This is a genomic window from Methanosarcina sp. WH1, from assembly GCF_000970005.1.
In the GTDB taxonomy this organism is placed as follows: Archaea; Halobacteriota; Methanosarcinia; order Methanosarcinales; family Methanosarcinaceae; genus Methanosarcina.
In genome coordinates, this window is sequence record NZ_CP009504.1 from 1747448 (window position 1) to 1773817 (window position 26370).

25 protein-coding genes are annotated in these 26370 nt (G+C 44.3%); 8 read left to right on the plus strand and 17 right to left on the minus strand.

What is annotated here, in order from left to right:
* Window positions 1–25: 25 nt before the first annotated feature.
* Both MSWH1_RS07730 and MSWH1_RS07735 read right to left on the minus strand, forming a co-directional pair.
* Complete coding sequence (locus MSWH1_RS07730) at window positions 26–244, minus strand: hypothetical protein (RefSeq protein WP_048127499.1); 219 nt, start codon at window positions 242–244, stop codon at window positions 26–28.
* 99 nt (window positions 245–343) lie between these two features.
* Window positions 344–1291 carry a DUF1214 domain-containing protein gene (locus MSWH1_RS07735; protein WP_048127501.1) on the minus strand — a complete coding sequence of 316 codons (948 nt, stop codon included), beginning with the start codon at window positions 1289–1291 and terminating at the stop codon, window positions 344–346.
* Between the two features lie 979 nt (window positions 1292–2270).
* On the opposite strand from MSWH1_RS07735, the gene MSWH1_RS07745 reads away from it, so the two are divergent.
* Window positions 2271–2597: a phasin family protein gene (locus MSWH1_RS07745; RefSeq protein WP_048127505.1), complete on the plus strand. Its 327-nt coding sequence runs from the start codon at window positions 2271–2273 to the stop codon at window positions 2595–2597.
* Window positions 2598–2726: 129 nt separating this feature from the next.
* Here MSWH1_RS07745 and MSWH1_RS07750 read toward each other — a convergent pair whose 3' ends face one another.
* Together MSWH1_RS07750 and MSWH1_RS07755 are read right to left on the minus strand one after the other, a co-directional pair.
* Window positions 2727–2990 carry a hypothetical protein gene (locus MSWH1_RS07750; protein ID WP_048127508.1) on the minus strand — a complete coding sequence of 88 codons (264 nt, stop codon included), beginning with the start codon at window positions 2988–2990 and terminating at the stop codon, window positions 2727–2729.
* A 111-nt stretch (window positions 2991–3101) separates the two neighbouring features.
* Entirely contained in the window at window positions 3102–4178 is a 1077-nt protein-coding gene (locus tag MSWH1_RS07755) for a hypothetical protein (RefSeq protein ID WP_052722689.1), read from the minus strand.
* A 290-nt stretch (window positions 4179–4468) separates the two neighbouring features.
* Between MSWH1_RS07755 and MSWH1_RS07760 the strand changes: the two genes are divergently transcribed.
* The 4 genes from MSWH1_RS07760 (at window position 4469) to MSWH1_RS07775 (ending at window position 9543) form a co-directional block, all read left to right on the plus strand.
* Window positions 4469–5557: a winged helix-turn-helix transcriptional regulator gene (locus tag MSWH1_RS07760; protein WP_231591931.1), complete on the plus strand. Its 1089-nt coding sequence runs from the start codon at window positions 4469–4471 to the stop codon at window positions 5555–5557.
* A gap of 658 nt (window positions 5558–6215) precedes the next feature.
* Window positions 6216–6719, plus strand: a complete 504-nt coding sequence (locus MSWH1_RS07765; RefSeq protein ID WP_048127512.1) for an amino acid-binding protein — start codon at window positions 6216–6218, stop codon at window positions 6717–6719.
* A gap of 23 nt (window positions 6720–6742) precedes the next feature.
* Window positions 6743–7741, plus strand: a complete 999-nt coding sequence (locus MSWH1_RS07770; protein WP_048127515.1) for a homoserine dehydrogenase — start codon at window positions 6743–6745, stop codon at window positions 7739–7741.
* Window positions 7742–7836: 95 nt separating this feature from the next.
* A complete protein-coding gene (locus tag MSWH1_RS07775) occupies window positions 7837–9543 on the plus strand; it encodes an ATP-dependent DNA ligase (protein WP_048127517.1) in 1707 nt (568 codons plus the stop codon).
* Between the two features lie 148 nt (window positions 9544–9691).
* On the opposite strand, the gene engB is transcribed toward MSWH1_RS07775, so the two are convergent.
* Window positions 9692–10321, minus strand: a complete 630-nt coding sequence (gene engB, locus MSWH1_RS07780; RefSeq protein WP_048127519.1) for a GTP-binding protein EngB — start codon at window positions 10319–10321, stop codon at window positions 9692–9694.
* A gap of 1 nt (window position 10322) precedes the next feature.
* On the minus strand, window positions 10323–11306 hold the full coding sequence (locus tag MSWH1_RS07785; protein ID WP_048127521.1) for a DHH family phosphoesterase: 984 nt from the start codon (window positions 11304–11306) through the stop codon (window positions 10323–10325).
* Window positions 11307–11750: 444 nt separating this feature from the next.
* Between MSWH1_RS07785 and MSWH1_RS07790 the strand changes: the two genes are divergently transcribed.
* The gene (locus MSWH1_RS07790) at window positions 11751–12512 is read left to right on the plus strand and encodes a hypothetical protein (RefSeq protein WP_048127523.1); all 762 of its coding nucleotides are present in this window, start codon (window positions 11751–11753) and stop codon (window positions 12510–12512) included.
* 43 nt (window positions 12513–12555) lie between these two features.
* Here MSWH1_RS07790 and MSWH1_RS07795 read toward each other — a convergent pair whose 3' ends face one another.
* The 8 genes from MSWH1_RS07795 to MSWH1_RS07830 form a co-directional block, all read right to left on the minus strand.
* Complete coding sequence (locus MSWH1_RS07795; RefSeq protein WP_048127525.1) at window positions 12556–13158, minus strand: aminodeoxychorismate/anthranilate synthase component II; 603 nt, start codon at window positions 13156–13158, stop codon at window positions 12556–12558.
* On the minus strand, window positions 13155–13364 hold the full coding sequence (locus MSWH1_RS07800; RefSeq protein WP_048127527.1) for a hypothetical protein: 210 nt from the start codon (window positions 13362–13364) through the stop codon (window positions 13155–13157). The genes MSWH1_RS07795 and MSWH1_RS07800 overlap by 4 nt, the downstream gene beginning before the upstream one ends.
* Complete coding sequence (gene trpE, locus MSWH1_RS07805; protein ID WP_048127529.1) at window positions 13361–15076, minus strand: anthranilate synthase component I; 1716 nt, start codon at window positions 15074–15076, stop codon at window positions 13361–13363. Before trpE ends, MSWH1_RS07800 begins: the two co-directional genes overlap by 4 nt.
* Window positions 15063–15767 (minus strand): phosphoribosylanthranilate isomerase, encoded by a 705-nt coding sequence (locus tag MSWH1_RS07810; protein WP_048127531.1) that lies wholly within the window; start codon window positions 15765–15767, stop codon window positions 15063–15065. The genes trpE and MSWH1_RS07810 overlap by 14 nt, the downstream gene beginning before the upstream one ends.
* Window positions 15764–16876 carry an anthranilate phosphoribosyltransferase gene (trpD, locus tag MSWH1_RS07815; RefSeq protein ID WP_052722800.1) on the minus strand — a complete coding sequence of 371 codons (1113 nt, stop codon included), beginning with the start codon at window positions 16874–16876 and terminating at the stop codon, window positions 15764–15766. Before trpD ends, MSWH1_RS07810 begins: the two co-directional genes overlap by 4 nt.
* Before the next feature lie 46 nt (window positions 16877–16922).
* The gene (trpA, locus tag MSWH1_RS07820) at window positions 16923–17738 is read right to left on the minus strand and encodes a tryptophan synthase subunit alpha (protein WP_048130310.1); all 816 of its coding nucleotides are present in this window, start codon (window positions 17736–17738) and stop codon (window positions 16923–16925) included.
* A gap of 13 nt (window positions 17739–17751) precedes the next feature.
* Window positions 17752–18963 carry a tryptophan synthase subunit beta gene (gene trpB / locus MSWH1_RS07825; protein ID WP_048127534.1) on the minus strand — a complete coding sequence of 404 codons (1212 nt, stop codon included), beginning with the start codon at window positions 18961–18963 and terminating at the stop codon, window positions 17752–17754.
* Window positions 18964–19198: 235 nt separating this feature from the next.
* The gene (locus MSWH1_RS07830; RefSeq protein ID WP_048127537.1) at window positions 19199–20005 is read right to left on the minus strand and encodes an indole-3-glycerol-phosphate synthase; all 807 of its coding nucleotides are present in this window, start codon (window positions 20003–20005) and stop codon (window positions 19199–19201) included.
* 378 nt (window positions 20006–20383) lie between these two features.
* Here MSWH1_RS07830 and MSWH1_RS18960 point away from each other — a divergent pair, with 378 nt between their 5' ends.
* A complete protein-coding gene (locus tag MSWH1_RS18960; protein WP_156148104.1) occupies window positions 20384–20524 on the plus strand; it encodes a hypothetical protein in 141 nt (46 codons plus the stop codon).
* A 40-nt stretch (window positions 20525–20564) separates the two neighbouring features.
* On the opposite strand, the gene tnpA is transcribed toward MSWH1_RS18960, so the two are convergent.
* Complete coding sequence (tnpA, locus tag MSWH1_RS07835; protein ID WP_156148105.1) at window positions 20565–20978, minus strand: IS200/IS605 family transposase; 414 nt, start codon at window positions 20976–20978, stop codon at window positions 20565–20567.
* A gap of 28 nt (window positions 20979–21006) precedes the next feature.
* Between tnpA and tnpB the strand changes: the two genes are divergently transcribed.
* Window positions 21007–22119: an IS200/IS605 family element RNA-guided endonuclease TnpB gene (gene tnpB, locus MSWH1_RS07840; RefSeq protein WP_048127540.1), complete on the plus strand. Its 1113-nt coding sequence runs from the start codon at window positions 21007–21009 to the stop codon at window positions 22117–22119.
* Window positions 22120–22283: 164 nt separating this feature from the next.
* Here tnpB and MSWH1_RS07845 read toward each other — a convergent pair whose 3' ends face one another.
* Together MSWH1_RS07845 and MSWH1_RS07850 are read right to left on the minus strand one after the other, a co-directional pair.
* Complete coding sequence (locus MSWH1_RS07845) at window positions 22284–23012, minus strand: M48 family metallopeptidase (RefSeq protein WP_048127542.1); 729 nt, start codon at window positions 23010–23012, stop codon at window positions 22284–22286.
* A 252-nt stretch (window positions 23013–23264) separates the two neighbouring features.
* Window positions 23265–26351, minus strand: a complete 3087-nt coding sequence (locus tag MSWH1_RS07850) for a type I restriction endonuclease subunit R (protein WP_048127544.1) — start codon at window positions 26349–26351, stop codon at window positions 23265–23267.
* Window positions 26352–26370: the final 19 nt, after the last annotated feature.

Below are 26370 nucleotides of genomic sequence, written 5' to 3' on the forward strand. Positions count from 1 at the left end.
ATCCCTTTCTTTACTTTCTCTGCTTTTACTTCTCAAGCAAAACCTCCGCTGTCTCATAACCCCTGCCTTCTCTTCTTGCAATCTCAGCCTTCGTCTCAGCAAGTTCCCTGGAAACAGCCTTTGCAAGAATGGACTGCCTTAGTGTTTCTGTTTTTTCTCTTGCCGCTGCAACTTTTGCTTCAATCGAGTAGGCAAAGGCAAAAAGGGCATCAACACGCCGACTGTTTTTTGCAAATCGGTACATGCTTTACGTTAGCAGTTTCACTTTCTTACGTGCCGACAGGCCCGTCACATTATTCCCTCATTCCACCAGCTCTTGCCCGGAGTCTGGATCCAGTTGGAATCATTCCACCGGCTGCGGCTCGGGAAATGTCCACGTGCCATTCAGGATCTCTTCTCGTGGCTGATATAAGCGCACCACATAGTTCCAACCGTCCATGACATACAGAAAATTTTCCTTTCCATCGTTGCTCGTGCCGAAGTTTACAATGACAGATCCATCCGTATTCGGCTTGGCTGTCAGGTTGTTTATGCTGTATGAATTGAACTTGTTCTGCTCGAAATAGCCATCTTTGTTGTAGATGCTGATCGACCAGAAACCATCGACAGGGACGTCTCTTACGGTAAGTTGGAATTCACCAGCCTTGTGAAGATCGCCTTTACTTATGTAGAAGGCTTCGTAGACAGGCAAGCCGCCCCAACCGAAGGCTGTGCCCAGCAGATGGCGTGTTTCAGTGACTTCTTCTTTCTTGCCGAACATGTGCTTTGCGTCTGGAATGCCCTTGCTCAACTCCAGCAGTGGTTTGTAGGTTGCCTCGTAGCTCTCCTGGTCATAATCCGGATGGCTGTAGGGCGTAGCAGAGTTGGCCTTGATTATCATCTGATCCTGCAAGGCGTTCGCTGCCTTGATATCCTCAGGATCAAAGGGATTCGCCAGGGTGCGCCCAGCGAGGATGACATAAGGCGTGTCAAACTCTTTTATGGTCAACTCGTAGGTTCCACTTTTGTGAAAAATCTTTTTGATGTAGTGGTCCTCGTTGACTACCATTACGGACATATAGCGTTTACCGGAGTCCGGAAGCATGAGGGTAGCGCCTTTACTGATATCGACGATAGCGAAACTGTAAAGGGTATCGCGGTTCATGCGGATGATGTTCTGCTTGTCAAGCGGGGTGGGTTGGCGGTTGTGGCCCCACCTGTTCACACCTCCGGTCATCTTCAGGGTTCGATCGATTTGAGCAGCCGTTTCTGCGCGCACATAGTTGTCGACGTTAACCTTGACTGTTTCCATGGTGTCTTCTCCTTTTACATGTTGTCTCTTCGCTGTTTTGTGTGGATATCTTCATAAAAACCAACGTAGTCTTGAATTGAAAATCATCTTATCCATGAAGAATGACGAAGAGCCCTTATCATAAACCTTCAGCAGGAACCCCCTGAGTCTTTAGCTCAGGGGAGGAATGTGTCAACTTTCCTATCCTACTCTGTTGAATTAGTGTTGTTGTCCTTGCCAAAATTCCAGCCGGATTTCCGGATTTGGGATTTTAGAATCCTGATTTCAGTTGCATATTTTGTTGCTCTCTTCCGAGGGTGATTCGTGGTGCCAATCACCCTGGAGAGATCTTCGATCTCAACTACTTGACCAGCTCCACATCCTGCAGCTTGAAGGTCTTGTTGTAGAAAGCGTCCTCCGGACCATAGAAGCGAACATGAGGTAAGGGATCTTTGGGGATCCAGTTGTTTTCATATCTCTTCGGCGTTTTCAGATCGACATAGAGGGTGAAGCTACTGTCTGCTTTTTTGTTGACAGGCACATCTTTCAAAACTGTCAGTGAATAGGCCTTCCATGCCCCCCAACAGATAGTCTCCCTGGTTTTTGCGCCCGGATTGAACTATTTGCCCGATGGATGCGGGCAGTCTCAAGATATAATTCCCCATTAATTCCCCATTCGTTTAGAGGTCTGAACACGTAGTCCAGACATTACTATTTATCAAATCCATTTAATAAAAAGAACGTAATAATATATATCTTGAATACATGTTTACTTTCTGTGAATGTTGTTTTTGCTTTGAAAGCCGTGTCTTCTTTTGAATAAAATGGAAATTTTAAAAAGTGCGTTTCGTGTTGTAATGAGAATTTTTACATAAGGGTACTCTTTTAATCAATAGTATTTTTAATACATCATCACCTTTAATATATTGTCAGTTTGTAGTAAAGTATCATCATTCAAGATTAGTTATCTTCAGCTTAATAATGCAGGGAGTGTTTATACATGAAAGAATCTGTTCGAAAACTTGGGCTCATAGGGGCCGGCCTGTGGGCAATGACCGAAGAAAGAGTAAATGAGATCGTAAAAGACCTGGTCGACACGGGAGATATCAGCAGGGAAGAAGGCAAAAAAGTTGTTCAGGACCTGGTTGAAGAAAGCAGGAAACAGAGGGTAGACCTCGAAAAGAAAATATCTGACAAGATTCAGGATGCCACCTCAAAGGCAGATTTCTTTACCAGAAAAGATATGCATGAGCTCGAATCAAGGTTAGAGATTCTGGAGGATGAAATTCAGAAAATGAAAAATAAAGAAAAGATGTTCTTCAAATGAGAGCATTTTTTTCTGGTTAATATTCACTGTATTTTTTCCTGCTTTTAATTGAAGTTGGACCACGGAAAACACGGAGTAAAGTTTATGTGGGCACAGACTTTCCGTGCTTTCAGTGTTTTTACTTTGGACTTACAATTCTTCTATTTCTATTTCTATTTCTTCCTCAAGGCTTGCATTTGCGAGCATGCTATCGAGTTCAGCCATATCAGTGTCAAGTTTCTGAATGTTAGCCGGAGTGAGTGCCATATCTGAATTATCTGTATTCCCCGCCTCGGCAAAGTTTTGAGTAACTTCTTCATTTTTCACATCAGAGGAATCATTTCCGACGCAACCGGACCCTGCAATCCAGATAATTAAAAATGACAGTACGAGCAGGTGAGCGAATTTGACCATTTTCAACCTCCTTAATTCCCAATCTATCCTCAGAGAAGTTTTCGATTCCGTTCTTAAGCTACTATTTGCTACTCCTTTTTGTCCCGTTTACAGGAGTGTCATTTATACAGATTAATTATTATTAGTATTGTTTATACTTATGGTATTATTATGTTCGGTTTCGGTGCTATTTTTGACTCCAGTTTCGTTAACTTCTTCGAGATTATACTCCTTCAGGTCGTCGAAAATTACTCTGAGTATCTGGTTTGCCCTGTTGACATTATTGAGAGATTCACGCAGGTAATTGTTTGCCACTCCAAGGTTTTCCCGGGTAGCGTTTTTGTCTTCATAAATAGAATCTGCAGCTTCTTTTTTCTCCTGAGCAGCTTTTAAATATAATTTATAACTGGTAAGTCTTGTCTCAAGATCAGCTGTATTAACCCCGGTCTCATTCAGGTTTTCAATCTCAGTCTCGAGTTTTTCGGAGAGGTCCCTGGATTTGTCAAGGAATTCTCCAATTCTCCCGCTAACTGTCTGCCCTGCGCCTGTCAGGCTGGCCTTCTGCGAATTATTCCATATTCCACGCACAGATTGGGCCTTAACTACAAATTCCTGCTGACTGGAAGTGTTTCCAAGTTCTGCCTGTTCAGCCTCAAGCAGTTTTATGTTCTCGTCTATGGCAATGATTCTTTCTTCTGTTCCATTGCCATTTGAGTGCTGAATATTTGTTTTAACGTTTTCCAGGTAGACTATCATATAACTAATACTTGAGTTAAGGTAGAGTCTTGTGGCATTTACGGCTTCTTCAGAATTGGGATTAAGCTTTCCTGTTCGGATTTGATTTCTTATCTCAAGAAAATCTTCTTTTGCTTCCCGGTATTCATCCTTCTGTAGTTGAAGCTCTTCTTGTATCTGTATTCTTTCAAGTTTATACGAAGAAATCCTGTCTTTAACCTGTGTTTGGACTTTTTCCTGGTCCAGCTCCTTTTCAGGATAGGAGTTATCAGTGCCACTAACATCATCTGGATTGTTTTTTTCGTTATTTCCTAAACTTGTTTCTGGACCTGTAGTACTCTCGCCTGTATACTGGATCCCACTTCCATGCTCTGATGAGTCCTTAGCAGCAAGTGATCCTCCAGGCAGTACATAGAATAATATTAATATAAATGTAACATAAGCCAGATATTGAAGAATTCTTGATTTTTTCATCTGACTGCCTCCTTTGGCAAGTTAAGATACTGTCATATTGAGATAGGGACATATAAGTATACTTTTCGGAATAAGACTGATTAATGATAATATCTGGGCTTCCAAGCTTGATAGGATCTTTGTTTTCTTGATAAAACTTTAATTTGCCTTCAGTATTTCTGAACTTATGGGAAGGAAAAGTAAAAGATTTATGCTAAAAAACCATTTAAGGCTTCGTGAATTTTAGAAAGCTCTGCAAGATCGCCTGTGTATTCATTTTCCTAATGTGTGTTCAGGGGAACGCACTTGCGGTGACTATTCACGGAACCGTGTATGAGTGGTACAGCTTCAAACCCCTGGAAAACTCAATAGTTGAGATCAACTCTACCCCAGAGCAGTCCTTTGTTGCAACAGATGCTAAATATTCTTTTAATCTTACTCCGGGAACATACCTGATAACTGCCAATTATTTTGAAGAAGATACTATAGTTTATACGGCTAAAGAAGAGTTTATAGTTTCCGACACCGATGAAGGGGAATACGTCCGCGACCTTCTGCTTTTCCCTGCTTATCAGGAAGATCTTCTTAACCAGGGAGAGGATTTTGAAAATGTTGACCTGAATTTTGAGCAAGTAGCTCCCCAATTTCAAACAGAGCACCAATCTCAAGCAAGCTCACAAAATACTGTTTTAGCTTTTGCTTTACTTTCACTCTGTATCCTGCTAATAGCTGGTTATTTCTTAAAAAAGGGAAAACGAAAACCACCTGAAAAGGCAGCCGGTTCCCAGGGTAAAACAGAAACTATAAACGAATCAGAACCTGAAAATTTCACAATAGCGGTAGAAACCCCAGGAAGCGCAGAACCCGGAAAAGCCGGTTCTATTGAAGCTTCAGAGACCGACTATGAGCATCCTGCATCTCTTAAAGTTGAAGAACAGACCGGAAACATATCTGAGACAGAGATTCCTGTGCAGCAAAATGTAAAGCTGCCGGAAGATTCAACGGTATCTATTAATCCCTTGTCTGAAGATATTAATCCCTTGTCTGAAGATATTAATCCCTTGTCTGAAGATATTAATCCCTCGGAAGAGGAATTTGAATTTGACTCGTTGAGTCCCAACGATCTGGAAAGCCCTGAAACAAATCTCCCCGATGATCTGAAAGAGATTCTAAATCTGATCCGAGGTAATGGAAATCGAATTACTCAGAGAGAACTCCGTAAAAAGTCCCCGTATTCGGAATCCAAAGTAAGCCTTATGCTTTCGGATCTTGAAGAACGCGGATTGGTTGAAAAATTCAAAAGGGGTAGAGGAAACATAATCCGAATTCCCGATGGAGAGGTTATCAAACAGGCTGGGTCCCAGAGCAAGAAGGAGCAAGGAGAAAATAGCACTTTGTAAAAAAATAATATTTTACTTTACGTCTTTTGAAAACACGTAAATAGCAACACCGTAAATAGCAAACTATATAATGGAATTCATCTACTAAGCAGCAGGAAAGATTAATAAAGGTTTGAAAGATCTGGGACATAATATTTCTTGATACCCTTTTTGCTTCTTTTATATATGATTACCTTCTATATTCCAGAGAATGCCATGAATGTAAACTGTATTATTATGGTAAAAATCAGGGTAAATATCTCTAAGGTATGGCTGACGGAGATTTTGTGTCAGGATTAAGATCTTAATCAAAATAAAGAATTACAGGACAGAAGTAACAACTTGAATAATAAAATCATAACAGGAATTAAATTTATAATACAGGATTCACCAGCAGACAAGTTAGTAATAAAGTTATGAAATAAAGTTATGAAATCAGCTTTAAACAGTATAAATTGGATCTGTGTCAATTGGATCTGTGTCAATTGGATCTGTGTCAATTGGATCTGTGTCCATACGTTGATATCTAATTATAACCTTGAAAGTAAGCTGACTGAACAAGATTACTAAATATTAAATTTGATACATTTATTAAATTAATACATTGATACATTTATTAAATTGATACATTATTACTTAGACTTTATATTGGATTATTATAAATTGCATGAGGGACAGTATGCGAGTTTCCATGGACATTGAATTAAAAGATGTGCCCGGGCAGATGCTTTTAGCCCTCCAGCCTCTTTCGGAATTCAAGGCTAACCTGATAACTGTTTTACACCACCACCAGAAGCGGACCCCCAGAAAAACAGTGCCTGTACAGCTTGTACTTGAGATTAAGCCTGAAAATATCGGAGCAATAAAAGCAAAACTTGAGGAAAACGGGATAAAAGTTGTAAGGGTTGGAGAACACCGTTTCAGAGAAAGCATAAATGTAGTCCTTATAGGGCATGTGGTTCATACAGGGATCCAGGATACGATTGATGAGATTGATAAGACCGGGTTTGCGGAAGTAGTTGACCTCTCGCTAACCATGCCAGGTATTAATCTGCTTTCTTCAGCTCTGATCAGGATCGATGCTGTGGGTAAAGAGGATCTGCAAAAGGCACTTGACATCCTTAAAAAAGTCTCGGTAAGAAAAGACCTGCTTATGGTTCTTCCAATAGACATCCATGCCTGAAAAAACTTAGGAGATTTGAAAACATGAAAACAGTGCGCTGCTCTATTCTAGGATTTGGTGCAATTGGACAGGGTGTAGCCGAGGTACTCCTTATGAAAAAAGAGTACCTGGAAAGTATAGGGCTGGAAGTTCTGGTGGTTGCAGTTGTTGATTCTAAAGGGGCTACTGTTAACCCTGAAGGAGTGGATCTGGCCGACTGCCTTGCCCGCAAGAGAACGATGGGCACGGTTGCTATAGAAAAGCTCACCGGCGTTGAGGTTATAAAGTCCGTAGACCATGAGCTGGTAATAGAAACAACCCCTACAAATATAGTCACTGGTGGAGCAGGTCTTCAGAACATGCTTACAGCCTTTGAGATCGGTAAAGATGTTATTACCTCCAATAAAGGACCTCTTACCCTGAAGTACACAGAACTGATGGAGGCTGCAAAAGCATCTGGGTCAAACTTCAGGTTCGAAGCCACAGTCGGCGGCTCTATGCCAATTATTAACCTGGCAAATGAAGTCCTTGCAGGAAATAGGCTCAGAAGCATCAAAGGAATTCTTAACGGGACATGTAACTATATCCTCACCAGAATGCTCGAGGAAAGGGCAACTTATAAGGACATTCTTGCCGAGTCCATGGAACTCGGAATTGCCGAAACCGACCCGAAATATGATGTAGAAGGAATTGATACAGCCTGCAAACTGGTAATTCTTGCCAATGCAATTTTCGGACTTGATGCAACATATAAGGACGCCGAGGTTACAGGAATCACGAAGATAACGCCTGAAGCCTTGGAAATGGCTTATGAAAAAGGGCATGTGATCAAGCTTATAGGAGAAGTCAGCAGGGAAAGAATACATGTTGCTCCAAGGCTTGTGCCTATCAACCATCCCCTCGCTGTAAGAGGCACCCTTAATGTAGCTTCTATAAACACTGAGCTTGCAGGAGAAATTACGGTTACAGGCAAAGGTGCAGGCCCGATCGAAACAGCAAGCGCAGTTCTCAGCGACCTGGTTGCAATTTACGGAAATCAGTAATTACTGAAAATATCGGTCTTCAGAGACTACTGAAAATATCGGTTTTCAGAGACCAGAATCTGAAAAAAATATAAAACGAAAAAGCTGCGTGGACCATGACAAGCTTCAGGGAATTTGCAGAAACCTGCCAGGCGATTGAAAAGATATCGAGCACTATAGAAACTACAAATAAGGTTGCTGACCTTCTCAAAAAGGTTGATGTCGAAGAGCTTCCTCTTGCAACTCACTTTATCATGAGTGAGGTTTTTCCTGCCTGGAGTGGAGAGCAGCTCGGGATTGGGACAAGTTTGCTTTATGTTTCCCTTTCCAAAGCCTCAGGCATGTCTATACAAAGTATAGAATCTCTTATACGGACCACTGGAGACATCGGGGATACAGCACTCCTTATTTTAAAGGAAAAAAGAAAAAATCAGGTGACATTTTCTTCTTTCCTCGAAGAGCAGCCAGAGCTTTCAATAACTGAGGTTTACCAGCGTTTCAAGACGGCTTCAGAAGCTTCGGGAAAAGGATCACAGGAAGTTAAGGTCAGAAACCTTCAGTTTCTATTTACTTCATCAACCCCGAGGGAGGCAAAATACATTTCCAGGCTTGCTCTTGAAGAACTCCGCATAGGCGTAGGAGAGGGAGTTGTCAGGGATGCCATTGCTAAAGCTTTTTCCGTCCCTGCAGAGGTGGTGGAACATTCCTTCATGGTTACAAATGATCTCGGGATAGTGGCGGCAGCTGCCAAGAAAGGCGGGATAGAATCCCTCAAGAGTCTCGGGATAGAAATTAACCGCCCCATAAAAATGATGCTTTCGCAGATCAGCCCTGATATAGATGCCGATATCAGGGATATGAAAGAAGCTGCAATTGAGTGGAAATTCGACGGGGCAAGAGTCCAGATCCACAAGAGCGGAAATTCTGTCACTCTTTTTTCACGCAAGCTTGAAAACGTCACAAATTCCCTCCCTGACCTTGTCGAAATAGTCCGGAAACATGTAAAGGCTGAGTCCGCAATCCTTGACGGAGAAGCCGTTGCAGTAGACGAAAATGGAAGGCCAAAAGCCTTTCAGGAGATCCTTAAGCGTTTCCGGCGCAAGTACGATGTTGAAGAAAAAATGCTCGGAATTCCTATCCAGCTCAACCTCTTTGACATCATGTACCTGAACGGCAAAACCCTGATTGATTTTCCTCTTGTTGAGCGGCGAAAAGCGCTTGAGTCCTGTGTGGAGAGCTCAGTTGAGAACTCAAAATCCATTTGCGTGGACGAGCAGGTGATAACCGGAGACCTCGAGGTTGTGGAGAAGATCTACAGGGAAGCCTTAAGAGCCGGGCACGAAGGCGTCATGGTCAAAAATCCTAACTCGTTATATTCCCCCGGCAAGCGGGGTAAAAACTGGCTGAAGAAAAAACCCCTTATGGAAACCCTTGACCTTGTGGTCGTGGGGGCAGAATGGGGTTTTGGGCGCAGGGCAAACCTGATAGGCTCGTATTCAGTTGCCTGCTATGACCCCGAAACCTCTCGCTTCATGCAGGTCGGCAAGGTTGGTACAGGGCTTACTGATGAGCAGTTAAAAGAACTCACAGAGATGCTCTCCGGGTTAATGGAAGGAGGGGAAACCGGAGGAGTATTTGCCATAAGACCGAAAGTTGTTCTGGAAATTGCCTTTGAGGAAATCCAGAAAAGCCCCAACTACGACTCAGGCTTTGCACTGCGTTTTCCCCGCTTCATCCGCATCCGGGACGATAAAGACCCCGAAGAAGCAGATACAATCCAGCGAATCAGGCGCGTCTACAGCCAGCAGCTGAAAAGGCTTTAAAAGGCTTATCTCTACCATAAAGGTTTATTCAGAAAGCCATGCTTCCGCTAAATGTTTAAAGATGAGTTCGAGGAGCAAAAATTGCTGAGTTAAAAAACTGATAAAAAGGGTAAAAAAAGTAAAAATGATGTACCTGTTTAAGGATGGATTAAATATACTTGAACAGGTCGTCTCTTTTCATTTCGTGCAGCCTATCCCGGAGAAGTCCCTTTAAGGCCTTCAAATCATCTTTTTTTGCACTTATTGGAGCAATGATATGCTTCCAGTTCTGCCATGGAGGCTCAAGTCCGAGGCGAACTGAAACCTCGTCAAGGAGAGGGGCATACTCGGCTGCTTTTACTTTGTCCATCTTGTTTGCAGCAACGATTGTGTCAATACCGATTTCCCTCATGAAATCAAACATTTCAACGTCTATAGGAATTTGATTCCTTGAATCCCAGCGGTCGACTACTTCAGGGAAAGTCGGGGCGTCTATTACAAGGACCCCGAGTTTGATCCGTTCTGCATTCTTTTCGAGATAGCGTACTGTCTGGTCTTTTACAATATCCTGCTTCCGGTCTTTCACTCCGCTCATGAAGCCGAAGCCTGGCATATCCGTGACAAGAAGGTCCGATTCCTGGGCGTGTCTGGGACGCAGGGTAACACCCGGGCGTCTTCCAACCCTTACTTTTGCCCCGAAGAGTTCCCTGAGAAGAGAGGACTTGCCCACGTTTGAGCGCCCTACAAAGATAATCTCAATATTTATGCCGCATTCAGCTGCAGTCTTGCTGGTTTCCATTTTATTTTACCTCACTTGCTTCCCCGAGTCTGGCATCAAAAGCCCGGAGGAAACCCGCCAGCGAATCTTCGGGGATACGCGCTCCTGCTGCAACAGGGTGCCCGCCGCCGCTTCCTCCAAACTTAGGTGCAATCGAGCGCAGGATACGATTTATATCCACCTTTCCACGGGAACGTATGCTAAGATCGTATACGCCTTTTCTCTCACGGTACTCGGCTGCAATTCCCACATCTCTATGTCCGTAGGAAGCTGCATAGATCGCTGCTTTTGAAATGGAGTTATTCGTATTTACAATATACGCGCTGTTTTTCAGGACTTCCACATGTTCTTTCACAAAAAGCCGGATTTTCTCTTCATTAATTGCAGCTTCCCTGGCAAGCTCGAGTAGACCAGGGATATTTGAAGGAATAACATCATTTGATAGGGGTTCAAGCAGGGTTCTTTTAAAATCGTATTCTTTTCCTTTCTGGAGTATTGCCTGGATCAGGGTTCCAGCCTGGAAATAGAGGCTTCTTTTGTCCCAGTCTCTGACCCAGCTCTTTACACAGGGTGTATTGTCACAGAAATCACCTATAGCCCCGTAGATTGCTACCCTCCGCATTTCCTGGTTCAGGAGATTTTCAAAGACCCTGTAGGTCAGCTCGGAGGCACATACACTCGTATCGTGATAAAACCAGGCTTCTTTTTTCCACTTTTCCGGAAGAGGATGGTGGTCTATGTAATAGAGGTTACATTCCTCCGCGAATTTCTCAAGTGTTGAGTGGAGTTCAGAGTAGTGCCTTTCCTCGATTGCCATATCGCAGATTATAATATTCTCAACTTCCTCAATGAAATCTAACTTATCGAGAAGGCTGACCGGACTTGTAAAGTAAACATATGCTTCCGGGTAGGCACTTTTTGCAATTGCTCCCGAACATATCCCATCAGAGTCTCCATGGGTCAGGATCAGGGTTTTTGCTTTAAGGTGGTTCTGGAGTTCTTTCATAAATCCTCAGCAGGAAACCCGTTAAATCTTTGGATTTAGCGGGTAGTTGACGTTTTGATTTCATTCTTTTCCGTTTAAAGGTATCCTTTCATTTTGATCTTTTTGAAAGGTACCCGATTTTCTCATTTCGTTCCAGGGTTTTATAGAAGTTCTGTGTTCTAATTGTTAATTTTATCTTTTTTTAAAATTCTCGGCTATTTTTACCTGCTCAGTTTGTAGGGGTTGTATTTTTATTCTCAGTTTGTAGGGGTTGTATTTTTATTATAACTTTATAATATATTTTGTTTTATTTTTGGGTTACATATCTCTCTTTTTTTAACAAAAGCCTGAAAACTCCCTAGAAATTTCCACAAATATAGGAAGACTAATATCAGAGTATTCCTATATAAATAATAAATTCTCAAAACCAGTATTTTTTACAGGATTTGATAACGGGGTTTAAACATGTTCTCAGTGAACCAACAAAAAGCTATTGAACTTGGAGAATCTGGAGAAAAGGCATTAAGGGAACAGAACGAATACGATGCGCTCCAATATATTGAATACCTCCGAGAACTCGGGGAAGAACTTCTCAACATAGAGTTGCCTGATTCAAATTTTGAGGCAGATTTAAAGAGGGTTGCGATTTCCCTCCGGAATATCGGCAATAAAGCTGTTCAGAAACGGATTGAAAGTGTTGCATCCAATGCAGTAGATGTTATTGGCACTCTTGTGGAACCTTCCATAGAAAAGGATTTCTCTAACGCCCTCTGGTCTTTCTCAAAGGCTGTGCAGGAAATCGGAAAAGGAGCCGCTCAGGCGGAGATGCTTGAAACTTCAGGAAGTGCTGTTAAGACCCTTGAAATGATTGGGAAAGGTGCCGTTGCAAAAAAGATGGAGGTTGTAACTCTCTGGACAACCATGTCTCTGGAAGAAATTGGCTACCTTGCAGACAAAAAACAACTCCAAGATCTGAGCAATGCAGCAAAAACTGCCAGGGAGGGAATTATAAAAGCTTCTGAAGATAATGGGTTCGTTACCAGGGAGCAGGTTGTAATGTACCCTAAACTTATTTCCCAGACACTAAGCGAATTTTCAGACATGCAGAATCTTCAGCCAGCAGGCTATGAGGACAACAGGCCCAATGAGGAATTCACAGAAGAGGAATTCTTCGAAGAAGAGGCTGAAGAAGAGCCTGAAACCGGGACTTCAGAAAAAGAAAAATAATAATCCATGCTGCCTGAAAAGCAGAATAAAGTTTCTGGCTGTTTTAAACAGCCGGCTGTCTTTTTTTAAAGTTTCTCGAAATTTCCAGAAATCTTTCTATTATTTTTAATCCTTCTGGAGTAAGCACGGACTCGGGGTGGAATTGCAGGCCATAGATAGGGTATTCTGCGTGCTCGACTGCCATGATGGTTCCGTCTTCTGCTCGTGCAGTTATTTTTATTCCGGGAGCCGGTTCCCCAATCTCCAGGGAGTGGTAGCGTCCGGCTTCGAACTGCTCTTTAAGCGTTGTAAAGAGCGGAGATTCCGTATGCTGGATCCTGGAACTTTTTCCGTGTACCGGTCCCACTTTACATCTCCTGACAGGCCCTCCGAAGGCTACATTGATTGCCTGGTGCCCCAGACAGACTCCCATAAGAGGGATTTCCCTGCCCATTTCCCTGATGATCTCCAGGCAGTTTCCAATGTCTTTCGGGTCAGACGGATTTCCGGGTCCGGGTGAAATTACAAGTGCATCAGGCTTTATTTCCCTTAACTCTTCCAGAGTAACCGTGTTGGGAAGGACCTGGGTATCTTTTTCAAAGTATGAAATATAGTCCACAAGGTTCCATACAAAGGAATCCTTATTGTTTATGAAAATGATTTTCATCTGAAAGCACCTCTTGCGACCGTTTCTTCCGGATTCATCTTTCTACTTATTTTTTCTCCCGAAAGCCTTTTCTCTAAATCTATTTTTCCCGAATTAGTTTGTTTTAAATTTTTTTCCACAGGTCTCATCCCCATAGTAATCTTCCATTCATTCGTTGATTCCCGTTTCCTTAGGTTTTTATCTGATTTTCTATTCTCAGGATTCATTTTTCAACCCGGATTTCTCCGCCAATAGCCACGAGCATTGCTGCCATTTTCCGCTCGGTTTCCCTGAACTCATATGCAGGATCGGAATCCGCAACAATCCCTGCCCCTGCCTGCACTGAAGCCTTTTTTCCCTGTATAAGCAGGGTCCGGATCACAATTGCAAAATCAGCGTCTCCGTTCCAGCTGTAGTACCCTACCCCGCCGCCGTAGATTCCTCTCGGAGCTGTTTCAAGTTCGGAAATAATTTCCATTGCCCGGATTTTCGGAGCCCCTGAAAGGGTCCCGGCTGGAAAAACCGCCCTGAAGGCATCGAACTGGTCGCATTCGGGCCTGAGAGTTCCTGAAACCGTGCTTTCTATGTGCTGGACATGAGAATATTTCAGGACTTTCATGAAGCCGGAAACCTTTACTGAGCCGCTTTCCGAAACCATCCGGACATCGTTTCGCCCGAGGTCAACGAGCATTACATGTTCCGCCCTTTCCTTTTCGTCGTTGAGCATATGTGAAGCCAGGGCTTCGTCTTCAGCTCCGGACTTTCCCCTCGGGCAGGTGCCTGCAATGGGGTTTATTATAACAGTGCGTTTGTGTACGGTAAGCAGGGTTTCAGGGCTTGCCCCTACAATTGCCAGGTCCCCGAACTCGAATATATACATGTAAGGGCTCGGGTTTATTGCTCGGAGCTGCATATAAAGTTTGAAAGGAGACTGGTCCATTATGAACTCACATTTTCTGGAAAGGACTATCTGGAAAACATCCCCTGCAAAAATATGCTCCTTTGCCTGGAGTACGGATTCCTCAAATCCCGACCTGTCAACACTACAGACCTGTATATTTGAACCTGATGTTGTAGACGGGCTCGAAACTGCTGCTCCTGATACAATTGCTCCTTCTGCTGATGCCTTTACTGCATCTACTGCATCTTCCGATAGGTCAACTTTCTGAATTATAGAGTAGAGTTTTTCTGCCTCTGAAAATGCTTCATCGTATATTTTTCCTGCATCCGAACCCGGGATTACGAAGGGGGTGATAACTATGTAGACCACTTCAGTCAGGTGGTCGAAGACAAAACTTTTCGAAACGAGAAGGTATTGAAGGTCGGGGATGTCTGACTCAAAATTTTTTTTGACCCCTAACCAGCTGTCATAGATCGCATCGTATGCTGTATAGCCGATAGCCCCACCCAGGAAAGTCTGCCTATCAAAACGTCTGGAATTGAGAAGTTCTATCCCGTTTGCCGGAAGAAAAGCCAGGCGAAGGGCATCAAAAACATCTTTTCCCTCTGGAATTGCAGCCGTTAATTTTTCCGAACATTTATTTTTCTTAGAACCTTCATTTATCTTAGATTCATTTTCCTTTTCTACGGTTTCCGGGCCGCAGACTTCCTTCATCTTTGCACAGATTGCTTCAAAAAGAGGAGAAGCTTTTTGGTTCAGGAGTTCAAGGGAAACTTTTCGGTCACTTATTTTCAGCACGGCATCGGGGTCGTTTCCAACAAAGGAGTATCTTGCCCTGCTTTCCTGCTTTTCTACGGACTCCAACAGGAAGGAGTAGCCTGTTGTCCCTGAATCTCTCAGGGCCCTGTAAAGTTTGAGGGGAGAGAAGGCAGAGGAACCTCCAGCTTCAACTTTTGCAAAGAGCTGGACAAGACCCGGCTTTTCAAGCCCGGAGACAAGCTCCAGAAATTCTTTTTTTCCAAGATCAAAGGAAAGCATCGGCACACCTCACTTCTTCAATAAACGTCCTGATTTTCACAGCATCTTTTTTTCCATAGGTCTCTACCCCTGAAGCCGTGTCCACAGCATAGGGGGAAACTGCCCTGATGGCTTCCTGCACATTTTCGGGTTTAAGCCCACCGGCAAGGATCAGGGGAAATTCTGTTTCTTCTGCAATTCTCCGGCTGAGGTCCCAATCATGTATACAGCCTGTACCGCCGGTTTTTCCGGCAACCCCTGAGTCCAGAAGCACACTGTCCACAGCTCCGCTTTCTTCCAGCTCGTGGACCTCTTCAAGAAGCCGTTTTACAAAATTCTGGAGTTTGGAAGCTCCCCTTCCGGCAGGCACGGAAAGGGTTTTTATTATAGGGATGTCTGCTTTTTCCCTTATGACTTCAAGTTCGATAAGGGGAAGATTGGAGTGGATCTGTACTATATCCGGCCTTACTTTCTCGATAAGCTCCAGGGCGCAGGCAGAGGTTTCAGGCATTATGACCATTACCGAGTCAAGGTATTTCGGGACTTTTGCGATAAGGGCGGCAGCGGTATCTGAATCGAGTTTTCTAGGGCTTTCCACAGGGACTTCCGTGATAAAACCAACGGCATCGGCTCCGTAGAGACCTGCAAGTTCCATATCTTCGGGGCTGTGGATCCCGCATATTTTCACCCTGGTTTTTGGCCTTGTTTTCATGCCTTTTCCCCGGAAGCCGGGCTTAACAAGGATGTATTGGAAGAGGCAAGAAACGTTCCTTCCGAGCAAGAGCCCTCTTTTTCGTCCTGCCTGGAAAGTTCGACAGTGAAATTCCGGAACTGGTTGAACTTAACCATAACTTTCCCGCTGTCAATCGCATCTTCGGCAATGGGAATTGCCTGCCGGATTGAGCTCACTATCCCGCTTACATACAGGGCTGCAGCTGCGTTTAAGATAACAAGGTCCCTTTTTGGCCCTTTCTGGCCCTTAAAGATACAGAGGAGGTCACAGGCATTTTCTTTCGGAGTGCCTCCTTTTATGTCTTCGGGTTTTGCCCGCAGCATGCCCATAGACTCCGGAGTTATAGTGTATGTGGAAACTTTTCCATCCTTTAATTCAGCAACATAGGTTTCGCTCACATTTGAGATTTCATCCATCCCGTCCCCGTTAACCACAAGCGCATGTTCGATCCCGAGCTCAGCAAGAGCATAAGCTATTGGCTCACAGAGGCTTTTATCAAAGACCCCTACGACCTGCCCTTTCGCTCCTGCCGGGTTGGTCAGGGGCCCGAGGATATTGAAAACCGTCCTTACCCCGAGCTTTTTCCTGACCCCTGCAACTCGCTTCATGGCAGGGTGAAAAACCGGGGCAAACATGAACCCTATGCCTATATCTTCTATTACCCTCCTAACCATTTCAGGGGCAAGATCCACTTTGATCCCCAGGGCTTCAAGCACGTCAGAACTCCCGGTCATTGAGGTGGCGGCCCTGTTTCCATGTTTGGCTACAGGGACTCCGGCTGCTGCAGTAACAATTGCAGCTGCTGTTGAAACATTGATTGTGTTAAGCCCGTCTCCTCCTGTCCCAACGACATCCACAAGCCTGAAAGGAACGTCCGGCTGGATCATATTGGCGACTTTCTTCATTCCTTTTACAAAGCCTGTGATTTCTTCGGGTTTTTCTCCTTTTGCCTTGAGGGCAAGCAGAAATGCCCCTATCTCCCCATCTCCGGCTGTGCTCAGAATCTCGCCCAGTGCGGCTTCGGCTTCTTCCGAACTTAGATCACAGCCTTCTCCCAGTTTTTTAATATATTCTTTCATTCCTTGCATTCCTTTTATTCCCTGCATTCTTTTATCCCCTCTGAAATTTCCTGTTTTAATTTGCTTCAAGTATGCCGAATTTGAGTTCCCTTGCAAGGGCTTCCAGCTTTTCGTTTACGGCATTTCCTTCTTCGATAATCCGTACAAAAGCCGAGCCGACAATTACAGCATCTGCTCCGGCTTTTATGACTTCTGCAGCCTGCTTTCCAGATGATATCCCGAACCCCACGGCTTTCGGAATGTCGGTTTTTACCCTGGCAAGCAGTTCTTTTGTGGAACCTGAAACATCCGCTCTGGTTCCCGTAACCCCGAGCCTTGAAACCAGGTAGATGAAGCCCGAACCTCTCTCCAGGATCTTCCGGATTCTTGTGTCGGTCGTTGTAGGTGCGACCAGAAAGATCAGGTCAAGCCCCTGTTTCTCACAGCTGTTCTTCAGGTCAGCTGCTTCTTCTACCGGGATATCGGGGATTATCAGTCCGTTTATTCCGGCTTCTGCGGCATGCTCTACGAATTTTTCCACTCCGTACCTGAAAACCGGGTTGTAATAGGTCATGCACACAAGAGGGACTTCAACCTCAAGGGCTCTGACAAGCTCGAAGTAACGTTCAATATCCATTCCGGCTGCAAGTGCCCTCTGTCCTGCTGCCTGGATAGTTGGCCCGTCAGCCACAGGGTCTGAAAACGGAAAACCGAGTTCAATTATATCTGCACCCCCGTTTGTCAGGGCTTTTACAACGCCTGATGTTGCCTCTGCAGAGGGGTCTCCTGCCATCACATAGCCGATCAGGGCACCTTCTTTTTTCTCCCTGAGTTCGCCGAATTTTTCTGAAATTTTTTGTCTTCTGAGTTCGGCTCTCGTTTCTGTTTTCATTTCAGTTCTCATTTCAGATCCCCCTCTTCAGGCTCAGGACGGTTTCCAGATCTTTGTCCCCTCTTCCTGAGAGGTTTAGAACCACAAACTCTCCAAGTTCCCCGGATTCGGCAGCTTTTTTAAGGTAAGCAAGAGCATGGGAGGATTCAAGGGCAGGAATGATTCCTTCAAGCCGGCTCAGTTCATTAAAAGCTTCAAGCGCCTCGTCATCTGTTACATAGCGGGCTGTAACCCTGCCGTTCTCCGAAAGGTAAGCCAGTTCCGGGCCTACTCCTGAGTAGTCAAGCCCTGCAGAAATGGATTCGGACTCAAGGATCTGCCCGTTTTTGTCCTGCAGCACCTTTGTCCGGGCTCCGTGCAGGATTCCTTCTTCTCCGGCGCAGAGGGAAGCTGAGTGAAGGGCTGTTTTTTCCGTACACTTCAGGGCTTTTCCCCCGGCTTCTACGGCAATCAGCTTTACCTCCCTGTCTTCGATAAAGGGATGGAAACTCCCCATAGCATTGCTCCCGCCGCCTGCACAGGCGATGATAGAATCAGGCAGCCTGCCTTCTTTTTCCATCGCTTGCTCCTTTATCTCGCGCCCGATCACGTTCTGGAAGTCCCTTACGATCATAGGGTAGGGATGAGGCCCGACCACCGACCCGATCAAATAGTGAGTGTTTCCTATGTTGGTGACCCAGTCTCGCATTGCCTCGTTGATTGCGTCTTTGAGGGTCTTTGAGCCAGTCTCCACGGCTTTTACCTCCGTCCCCATGAGTTCCATTCTGTATGCGTTCATCTGCTGGCGTTTAATGTCTTTTGCCCCCATGTAGACGATAGTCTCAAACCCGAGAGTCGCTCCCACCATGGCCGTTGCAGTCCCATGCTGCCCGGCACCGGTTTCAGCTATCAGCCTGGTCTTTCCCATAAACTTTGCAAGCAGGGCCTGCCCGATAGCGTTGTTGAGCTTGTGGGCACCCCCGTGCACCAGGTCTTCTCGCTTGAGGTAGATCTTTGTTCCGTATTTCTTGCTCAGGTTCCGGGCAAGGTAAAGAGGAGTCTCCCTGCCCCCAAAGTCCCTGAGGTAGTGGTCAAGCTCTGAAAGGAACTTGGGGTCGTTTCTGTACTTCTCATACCCTGCCTCCAGCTCTTCCAGAGCCGGCATGAGGACTTCGGGTACGTACTGCCCTCCGAATTTTCCGTACTTTCCTTTTAGCTGAAATTCTGAAACTTTAGTTCCTGTCAATTTGATTACTCCCTTGTATCGTGATTTCTGATTTTGTTATTCCTGATTTCTTAATTCCTGATTTCTTAATTCCTGATTTTTTAATTCCTGATTTCTTAATTCCTGATTTTGTAATTCCTGATCTCGTGATCTGTGATGTTATGAAACCGAATTATAGTCTTAGTTTTGAAATGAAAGCGGATTTTTCAACCTTATTTCCACAGGCTAAAAGTTCCGATAAGTCAAAGAAAAGCAGTTATTCACGCCAGCAAACGCTCTGGACGAATTCTTTAGTTTTCTCAAAAACGGAGTCACTTTCCATAAGTGCAGACCCTATCAGCACAGCATCTGCCCCGGCTTGCATCACGCGCCTGATATCTCCAGGACGGTTCATCCCGCTTTCGCTTATGATGATATGGCTGGTCCCGTGGTCCAGGTCGTATTCCCTGATGAGGGGTAAAAGCTCTTCTGTGGTAGCCAGGTCAATTTTAAGTGTATCAAAGTTCCGGTTATTAATCCCGATGAGCTTTGTGTCGGTTTCCAGCGCAAGTTCAAGCTCTTCCCTGTTGTGAATTTCAACCAGTGGCTCAAAGCCCTTCTCAAGAGCAAGATCAACAAAGCCGTCGAGCTCCTGTCCCAGGATGCCTGCGATCAGGAGTATAAGGTCGCTTCTCGCTTCTTCAAGCTGCAACCTGTCAATAATGAAGTCCTTCCTCAGAACCGGTAAACAGACTGTTCTCCTGACCGCGTTCAGATTTTCAAGTGAACCCCGGAAAATCCCTGGCTCAGTAAGGACGGAAATTGCAACAGCTCCGGCTTCTTCCATCTCCCATGCAAGCTCAGCAGCCGCTGACGGGGATATATCCCTGAAACACTTTCCAGGAGATGCAGGCTTGACTTCCGCGATTACCGGCATCCGGCCATCTGCCTTTACAGCTGCTACAGCGGCAATAAAGTCCCTTTTCAGGAATTGTGGCTGCGGGTCTTCGTTATGGACGTCGGCTCCAAGATCCTGGACCCTGGTTTTTGTTGTGTTGAGGATGTGAAGGATTGAATCGTGCATATGGTATCACTGGTGTATATTTATGTACAACAATGATTAATACCATACTTGTTATAAAAAGGTTTTGGATGATGACGAGAGTTAAAAGAGTGGACTAATTTCAAGGACCGGATGAAGCTTTCTGGTGGGCTGCGAGTCAGTCTGTTATTTTTGCAGGGAGCCGGACTGAAGAATTAACTGCTGACAATTCATTTCCGCGCAGAGCGGCTGACCCTGCCCTGCAGTTTAAACAAAAAGGACGTTACTATGCCGAAGGTTTGCAAGTATCGGAACACTTCTTTTGGTCCCGAAAACCGTTTTTCAAATCAAAGGTAATTATGGCTCTTTGTCATTCTCTATGGATAAGACGATTTTCACTTCAAGACCGCGTTGGTTTTTATGAGAAATAGCCACACAAAACAACGAAGAGCCGTAATGTGTCCTCCCCAGCTTGGCTGGCGGCTCTTCAAAATCACGCTTTTTGTAAGACCATTCTCCTGCGTCGAGCGTGACAGGAACGATTTATATGAAGAAGCGTAAAACCCCTGAGTCTTTAGCTCAGGGGATATAAGCGTCAACTTCAACCCTGATTCCGTATGTAATATTCTGCCGCCTCTTTACTCACATTTCCGATAGTAGACGCAAAATAACCATCACTCCATAACGTATTCTCACCCCAATAATACTTTTTCATATATTCTTTTTGAGTTTTCCATAACCTGTTAGTATATTCTTGTTTCAATTTTCTGACAATTGACAAAACGCTAACTTTCGGCTCACTCTTGATCAAGAAATGAATATGGTCTTTGTCAGTTTCCATTTCAAGGATTTCAAAGTTAGACTCTTTTGAAATGTCAATCCTAATCTGTTTGAGTTCTTCGCTAATTGGTTCAAGTATGACTTTTCGGTATTTGCAAACAAAAATAACATGATACATTAACAAAAATTTGCTATGATTCCGTGTTTCATACTTCGTATTTACCAAAATATGTATATGTTGTTAAAGCATATTATGCCTTTGTATGATGCAAGCGTTCAAATTTAGACTCTATCCTACAACTACACAAGCTATTCAATTGAATCAGCATATAGGTAGCTGTAGATTTGTCTATAATTGGGCACTTGACCAGAAAATTAAAACTTATGAGCAGACAGGGGAATCAATTTCCAGATTTGACTTAAACAAATTAATTCCTACTCTAAAGGCTTCTAATGAGTGGTTAGGAGAAGTTAACTCTCAATCATTACAGGGGATGACTAAGCAGGTTGAATCCGCTTTCACTAGATTCTTTAGAGAGAAAACAGGGTTTCCAAAGTTCAAATCAAAAAAGAATCCGATACAGTCTTTCCCTGTACCTCAACACTACACTGTAAACTTTGAAAATAATACTATCAAGCTTCCAAAAATAGAACCAATTAAAGCAGTTCTTCACAGGAAGTTTGAAGGAGAGCCTAAAACGGCTACGGTATCAAGGACATGTAAAGGACATTACTACATCAGTATCCTTGTTGAAGATGGAAAAGAACTTCCAGTAAAGGAAGCTTTCACAGAATCAACAACAGTAGGAATTGATGTAGGTATCAAAGACTTTGCTGTCCTTTCAACAGGAGAAAAGGTTGAGAATCCAAAGTACTTGAAAAACTCTCTTAAAAGGCTCAAAGTATTACAGAAAAGAGTCTCAAGGAAACAGAAAGGCTCTAAGAACAGGGCAAAAGCTAAACGAAGACTTGCTGTACTCCATGACAAAATAACAAATCAGAGAAATGACTTCCAGAACAAACTCTCTTTTAGACTTGTTAGCGAAAACCAAGCTGTAGCTCTGGAAACTTTAAATGTTAAAGGCATGGTTAAGAATCATCACTTAGCACAGGCTATAAGTGATTCTGCGTGGAGTAGTTTTGTAACAAAGTTGGAATATAAGGCTCAATGGTTTGGAAAAACCGTCCTGAGAATAGGACAATTTGAACCCTCTTCTAAGCTATGTAGTGTGTGTGGATACCACAATAAAGAGCTTCAGCTAAAAGACAGAGAATGGATTTGTCCAGACTGTAAAACCAAACACGATAGAGACATTAATGCCGCTATCAATATCAAAAAATTCGCTCTCATAGATCAGAATCTAATTGGATTATGACACCGTAGGGACTACGGGGATGAGCTTGGGGACTTGCCCTCAATAGAGGGAGGAATGAACCAAGAAGCCACTCAGTCTTTAACTGAGTGGTAGTTCACAACAGCGAATGATGTTGTAAAGATCAGAATGCTAAAATTCAGATCTATAACGAGATGACCCGAGATTTATATCTTCAGCAAATCTCCATGAACCCTCAACCACTCTTTCCTTTCCTCATAGTCCGGCAGGATTTTCTGCACCTCATTCCAGAAAGCTTTTGAATGGTCTTTATATTTCGTGTGGCAGAGCTCGTGGACGACCACATAGTCGATAATTGACATTTTAGCCATAACAACCCTCCAGTTGAACCTCAACTGGTTTGTCTTTGAACAGTTTCCCCACTTGTTTTTCAAGGCCTGGATCTTTATCAGGGAAGGCTTTTCTTCAAAATACAGCAGATACTTTCTGGCCCTCTGGTTGAGAACTTTTTCTGCTTTTTCGTGATAAAAACTGATGAATAAAGGCTGTATAATGCGGGGATAGTCAAATTCAGGAACATTTACTGGCACATGGGCTATGAATTTGCTGTGGGTAAAGGTCAGGGATGGGATTATTTCTTCATTTATCTGCACTACTTTTAACCTGTAGTGCTTGCCTTTGTACGGAAATTTTTCTCCGCTTACAAATTCTTTCCGGGTCTCATTTCTTATAACCTCGTTCATTTTGTCGAGGTTGGTTATGATCCAGCTGGCTTTCCGTCGAAGATTTGCAGCAACCTCTTCTTTAGTCATGTTTCCCGGAGCTTTGACTGTAAACCCGGATTCCAGATCAATTACCAGCTCAATGGTTTTCTGCCGGGAAGAATAGGTTATAAGGTAATCAACAAGAGTGTTTCCGATTTTTATTTGCTCCATTGTCAGTCCCGTTGTCTGTTTATATCGGTCTGTTATCGGTCCCTGTTATCTGTGCTATTTACAGCAAGTTTCCGATTTACAACAAGGTTATAATTTACAGTAAGTTTCGGGAAAGGTTGAGAATATTATCTTTCAATTTCAGCCATTTTTATCCAAAATTTACTTTTATATAATTCATTTTGGCCATTTTATGTATTATATTTCTCTTTGCTCCCTTATCATCTGTAGTCATTTTTTTATTCAATTTTCTATTTACAGCAGGTTCCTGGCAAGGTTGAGAATATTATGGCTCTCCCTTTCAGCCGTTTCGATGTCAAAATCAATTTTATACAATTCCCTTTTGATCGTTTTAAGCATTATTTTTTGCTGTTCGGGTTTTTGCCTCCAGTCGATTACCGCAAGCCCGTTCAAGGATGAAAACAGTGAGAGGGAAACGCCTGCGAGCTTTTTCTCGTCCTCTTCTGTAAGGTGAACGGAAGGGTTCACGGAAGCTTTTTCGGCTCCGGCCTGAAGCTGGATATAAGCAGCCCTGACCATCTGGAAAACTGCAAACTCTTCCCTGCTCATTCCGTGTTTTCTTGCAACAACTTCGACATCAAGCCCGGCTTTGATTTTGTCAAGGTCAGCCAGGAAGGCTGTGGTGGAAATAAGCTCCTGTTCATGCTCTGCAATCAGTTTTTCGAGCTTTTCTCTGAGGGAGGTGTAGTAAATAGGATTTGTGTTAAGAAGGTTACTGATCGTGGTCCTTACCTTGTGCTGGATCAGGCTTGCTTTTGCTTCCTGTGAGGTCTTTTTGTTGACGATGTCATTGAACTCGGAGGAGTAAATGGAAACAGGGTCATGGAAGACTTTGATGCCGTTTGATTCGAGGTATTCGTGGATCAGCGCTTTAGCCTTGGGGACAGCTTCGAGCACACTCGGGGCTTTTATGCTGTAGTTTGTCCGCATCGCGTTGTAGATCCTGCCGTAGAGGTAGACGTCCTGCCTGAAGCGGTTTGCTTCGGGATTGGGGATGATGTTGTTTACAAGGGCGACAAATTCCTTGAAAGCCCTTTCAAACCTGATCCGCGTATCTTCGGCGCTCAGGACATCAAGCACGCACCTGTCCACGTATTCGGCGGAATCGTAAGTTGTAGGCACGTCTTTGAAGAACCTTTTTACCTTGTTTGCCGCCTGCTCGGCTTTCGGGACATCGTCCATAAGGTGTTCGAGATAGCCTGCAATATCCCCTTCGTTGAAAATGTCAAGGGCTTCTTTGAGCCGCTTGGAAATCCCGCAGTAATCGATAATTAAGCCGTGAGTTTTGTTTTCGGTGTAGGGGCGGTTTACCCTTGCAACTGCCTGCATGAGGTTGTGTTCCCGGAGCGGCTTGTCAAGGTACATGACCTGCTCGATTGGCGCATCAAAGCCGGTCAGGAGCATGTCGCAGACGATCAGGAAAGCCAGTTTGTTTTCTTCATCAAACGGTTTCCTGAACTTTTTAATTATCTGCCTCTGCCGGGCTTTTGTCCTGTAGTACTTCCGGATTTCGGCGTGCGGTTCGTCTTTTGGGCTTGAGGAGATGATGATTTCCGATTCAGGAGCCTCTAGTTCGTCCAGAACCCATTTGTAGGTAACGGCTGCATCCCTTGAAGGGGTTACGATCTGCGCCTTGAAGCCTTCGGGCCTGACAGCGGTTGTGTAGTGTTCGAGGATATCTTTGCAGATGACCCTTATCCGGTCCTCGTCTTCGGCAATCGTCCTGTACTTGCCAGCTTTTTCCTTGATGGCTTCCTGTTCAAGGTCGGTGTAATCAGCAAATTCGGAATCAAAAGCAACGTCAAGCTCGCTTCCCAGGATATGGACTTTCGGAAGCCTTGCCTGATATTTGATCTGGACGGTTGCCCCGTCGGCTATGGACTGTTTCGGCAGGTATCTGTCAATATAATCTCCAAATTCCCTGCGCGTGGATTTGTCGTTTTTATCAATCGGAGTGCCGGTAAAGCCGATGAATAAGGCATTCGGGATTGCTGTCCTCATATTCAGAGCCCAGCCCAGGCTGGTGTTTACCTTCTCATCCTCTTTGTTTTCCTTCGCAGCCGTTTTCCCGTATCCCGCTTTCCCGTACTGGCTCCTGTGGGCTTCGTCAGCAAAAACAATGATGTTTTCCGAGCTGGACAGTTCGGGGTAAGTTTCGCCGTTTTTCGAGGTAAATTTCTGGATCGTGGTAAAAAGAGTCTTTCCAGTGGGGGTTTTCAGCTCGTCTTTTAGCTGCTCCACACTTTCCACAGGTACGGGATTCGGGAAGCTGCAATTCTTAAACGTGCCTGAAATCTGAGAATCAAGGTCATTCCTGTCCGTTACAATCAGGATGCAGGGATTTTCAAGCGAGGTCCCGGGCACTTTTTCAATCCTGCGGATTTTCAGAGCCGTATAGGTCATGGTGAGCGATTTTCCGCTCCCCTGCGTATGCCAGATTACCCCACCTTTGCCCTCTGCCATCCGTTCAAGAATTTTGTTGCTTGCAATGTACTGGTTGTACCTGCAAAGTTTTTTATTCACACCGTTGTTTTCGGTCTCAAAAACAATGTAACTCCTGAGAATGTCCAGAAAATTCTCCTTTGAAAAAAGCGAGTATAGCAGAATATCCTGAGCAGGCAGTTCCTTCCCTTCTTTTCCAAGAAGAGAAACAAGTTCCCTCTCGTTCAGAGGATACGGCTTTTTCCACTCAAGGAAATATTTTGCAGGCGAAAAAGTGGAAGCATAAGTCGCCCTGTACCGCGCAAGTGCAACAAGGATCTGGTTCGGGTAAAAAAACTGCTCGTTCTTCTCCCTGTACCCGAAAAGCTGGGAAATTGCCTCGTCAATCGGCTCCTGCAAATTCGGGCTTTTGCACTCAAGCACAGCCAGCGGAATCCCATTTACAAAAACCACAAGGTCAGGAATGATCGTAAAATCATTATTCTTAACATAAAACTGGTTGACAACCGTAAACTCGTTCTTCTCAGGCTCATCAAAATCAATAAACTTAACAGTTTGCGACTTCTTCCCAAACCCCAGGTCCTGCTTGAAGCTGGTATAGTTGACCAGCTTGTAATACAGCAGCTCATTAGCTTCAACTAAAGACGCCGCCTGTACAACCGTGATCTCCCTGACCGCCTTATTCAGCCCGACCTCATCAAGCCAGGGATTTATCTCCTGAATCTTCCGTTTCAGGATGTCCAGCAAAAAGAACTGCTGCGGCTCTTTTTTCAGCTTTTTCCCGTCAAGGTAGTTGTACCCCAGCTTATCAAATAAATCAAGAGCCGGTTTTTCCACAAGGGTGTATTCATCAATCTGGAGCTGGGATTCGTCTGCCATTATACGCACACTCTTACTT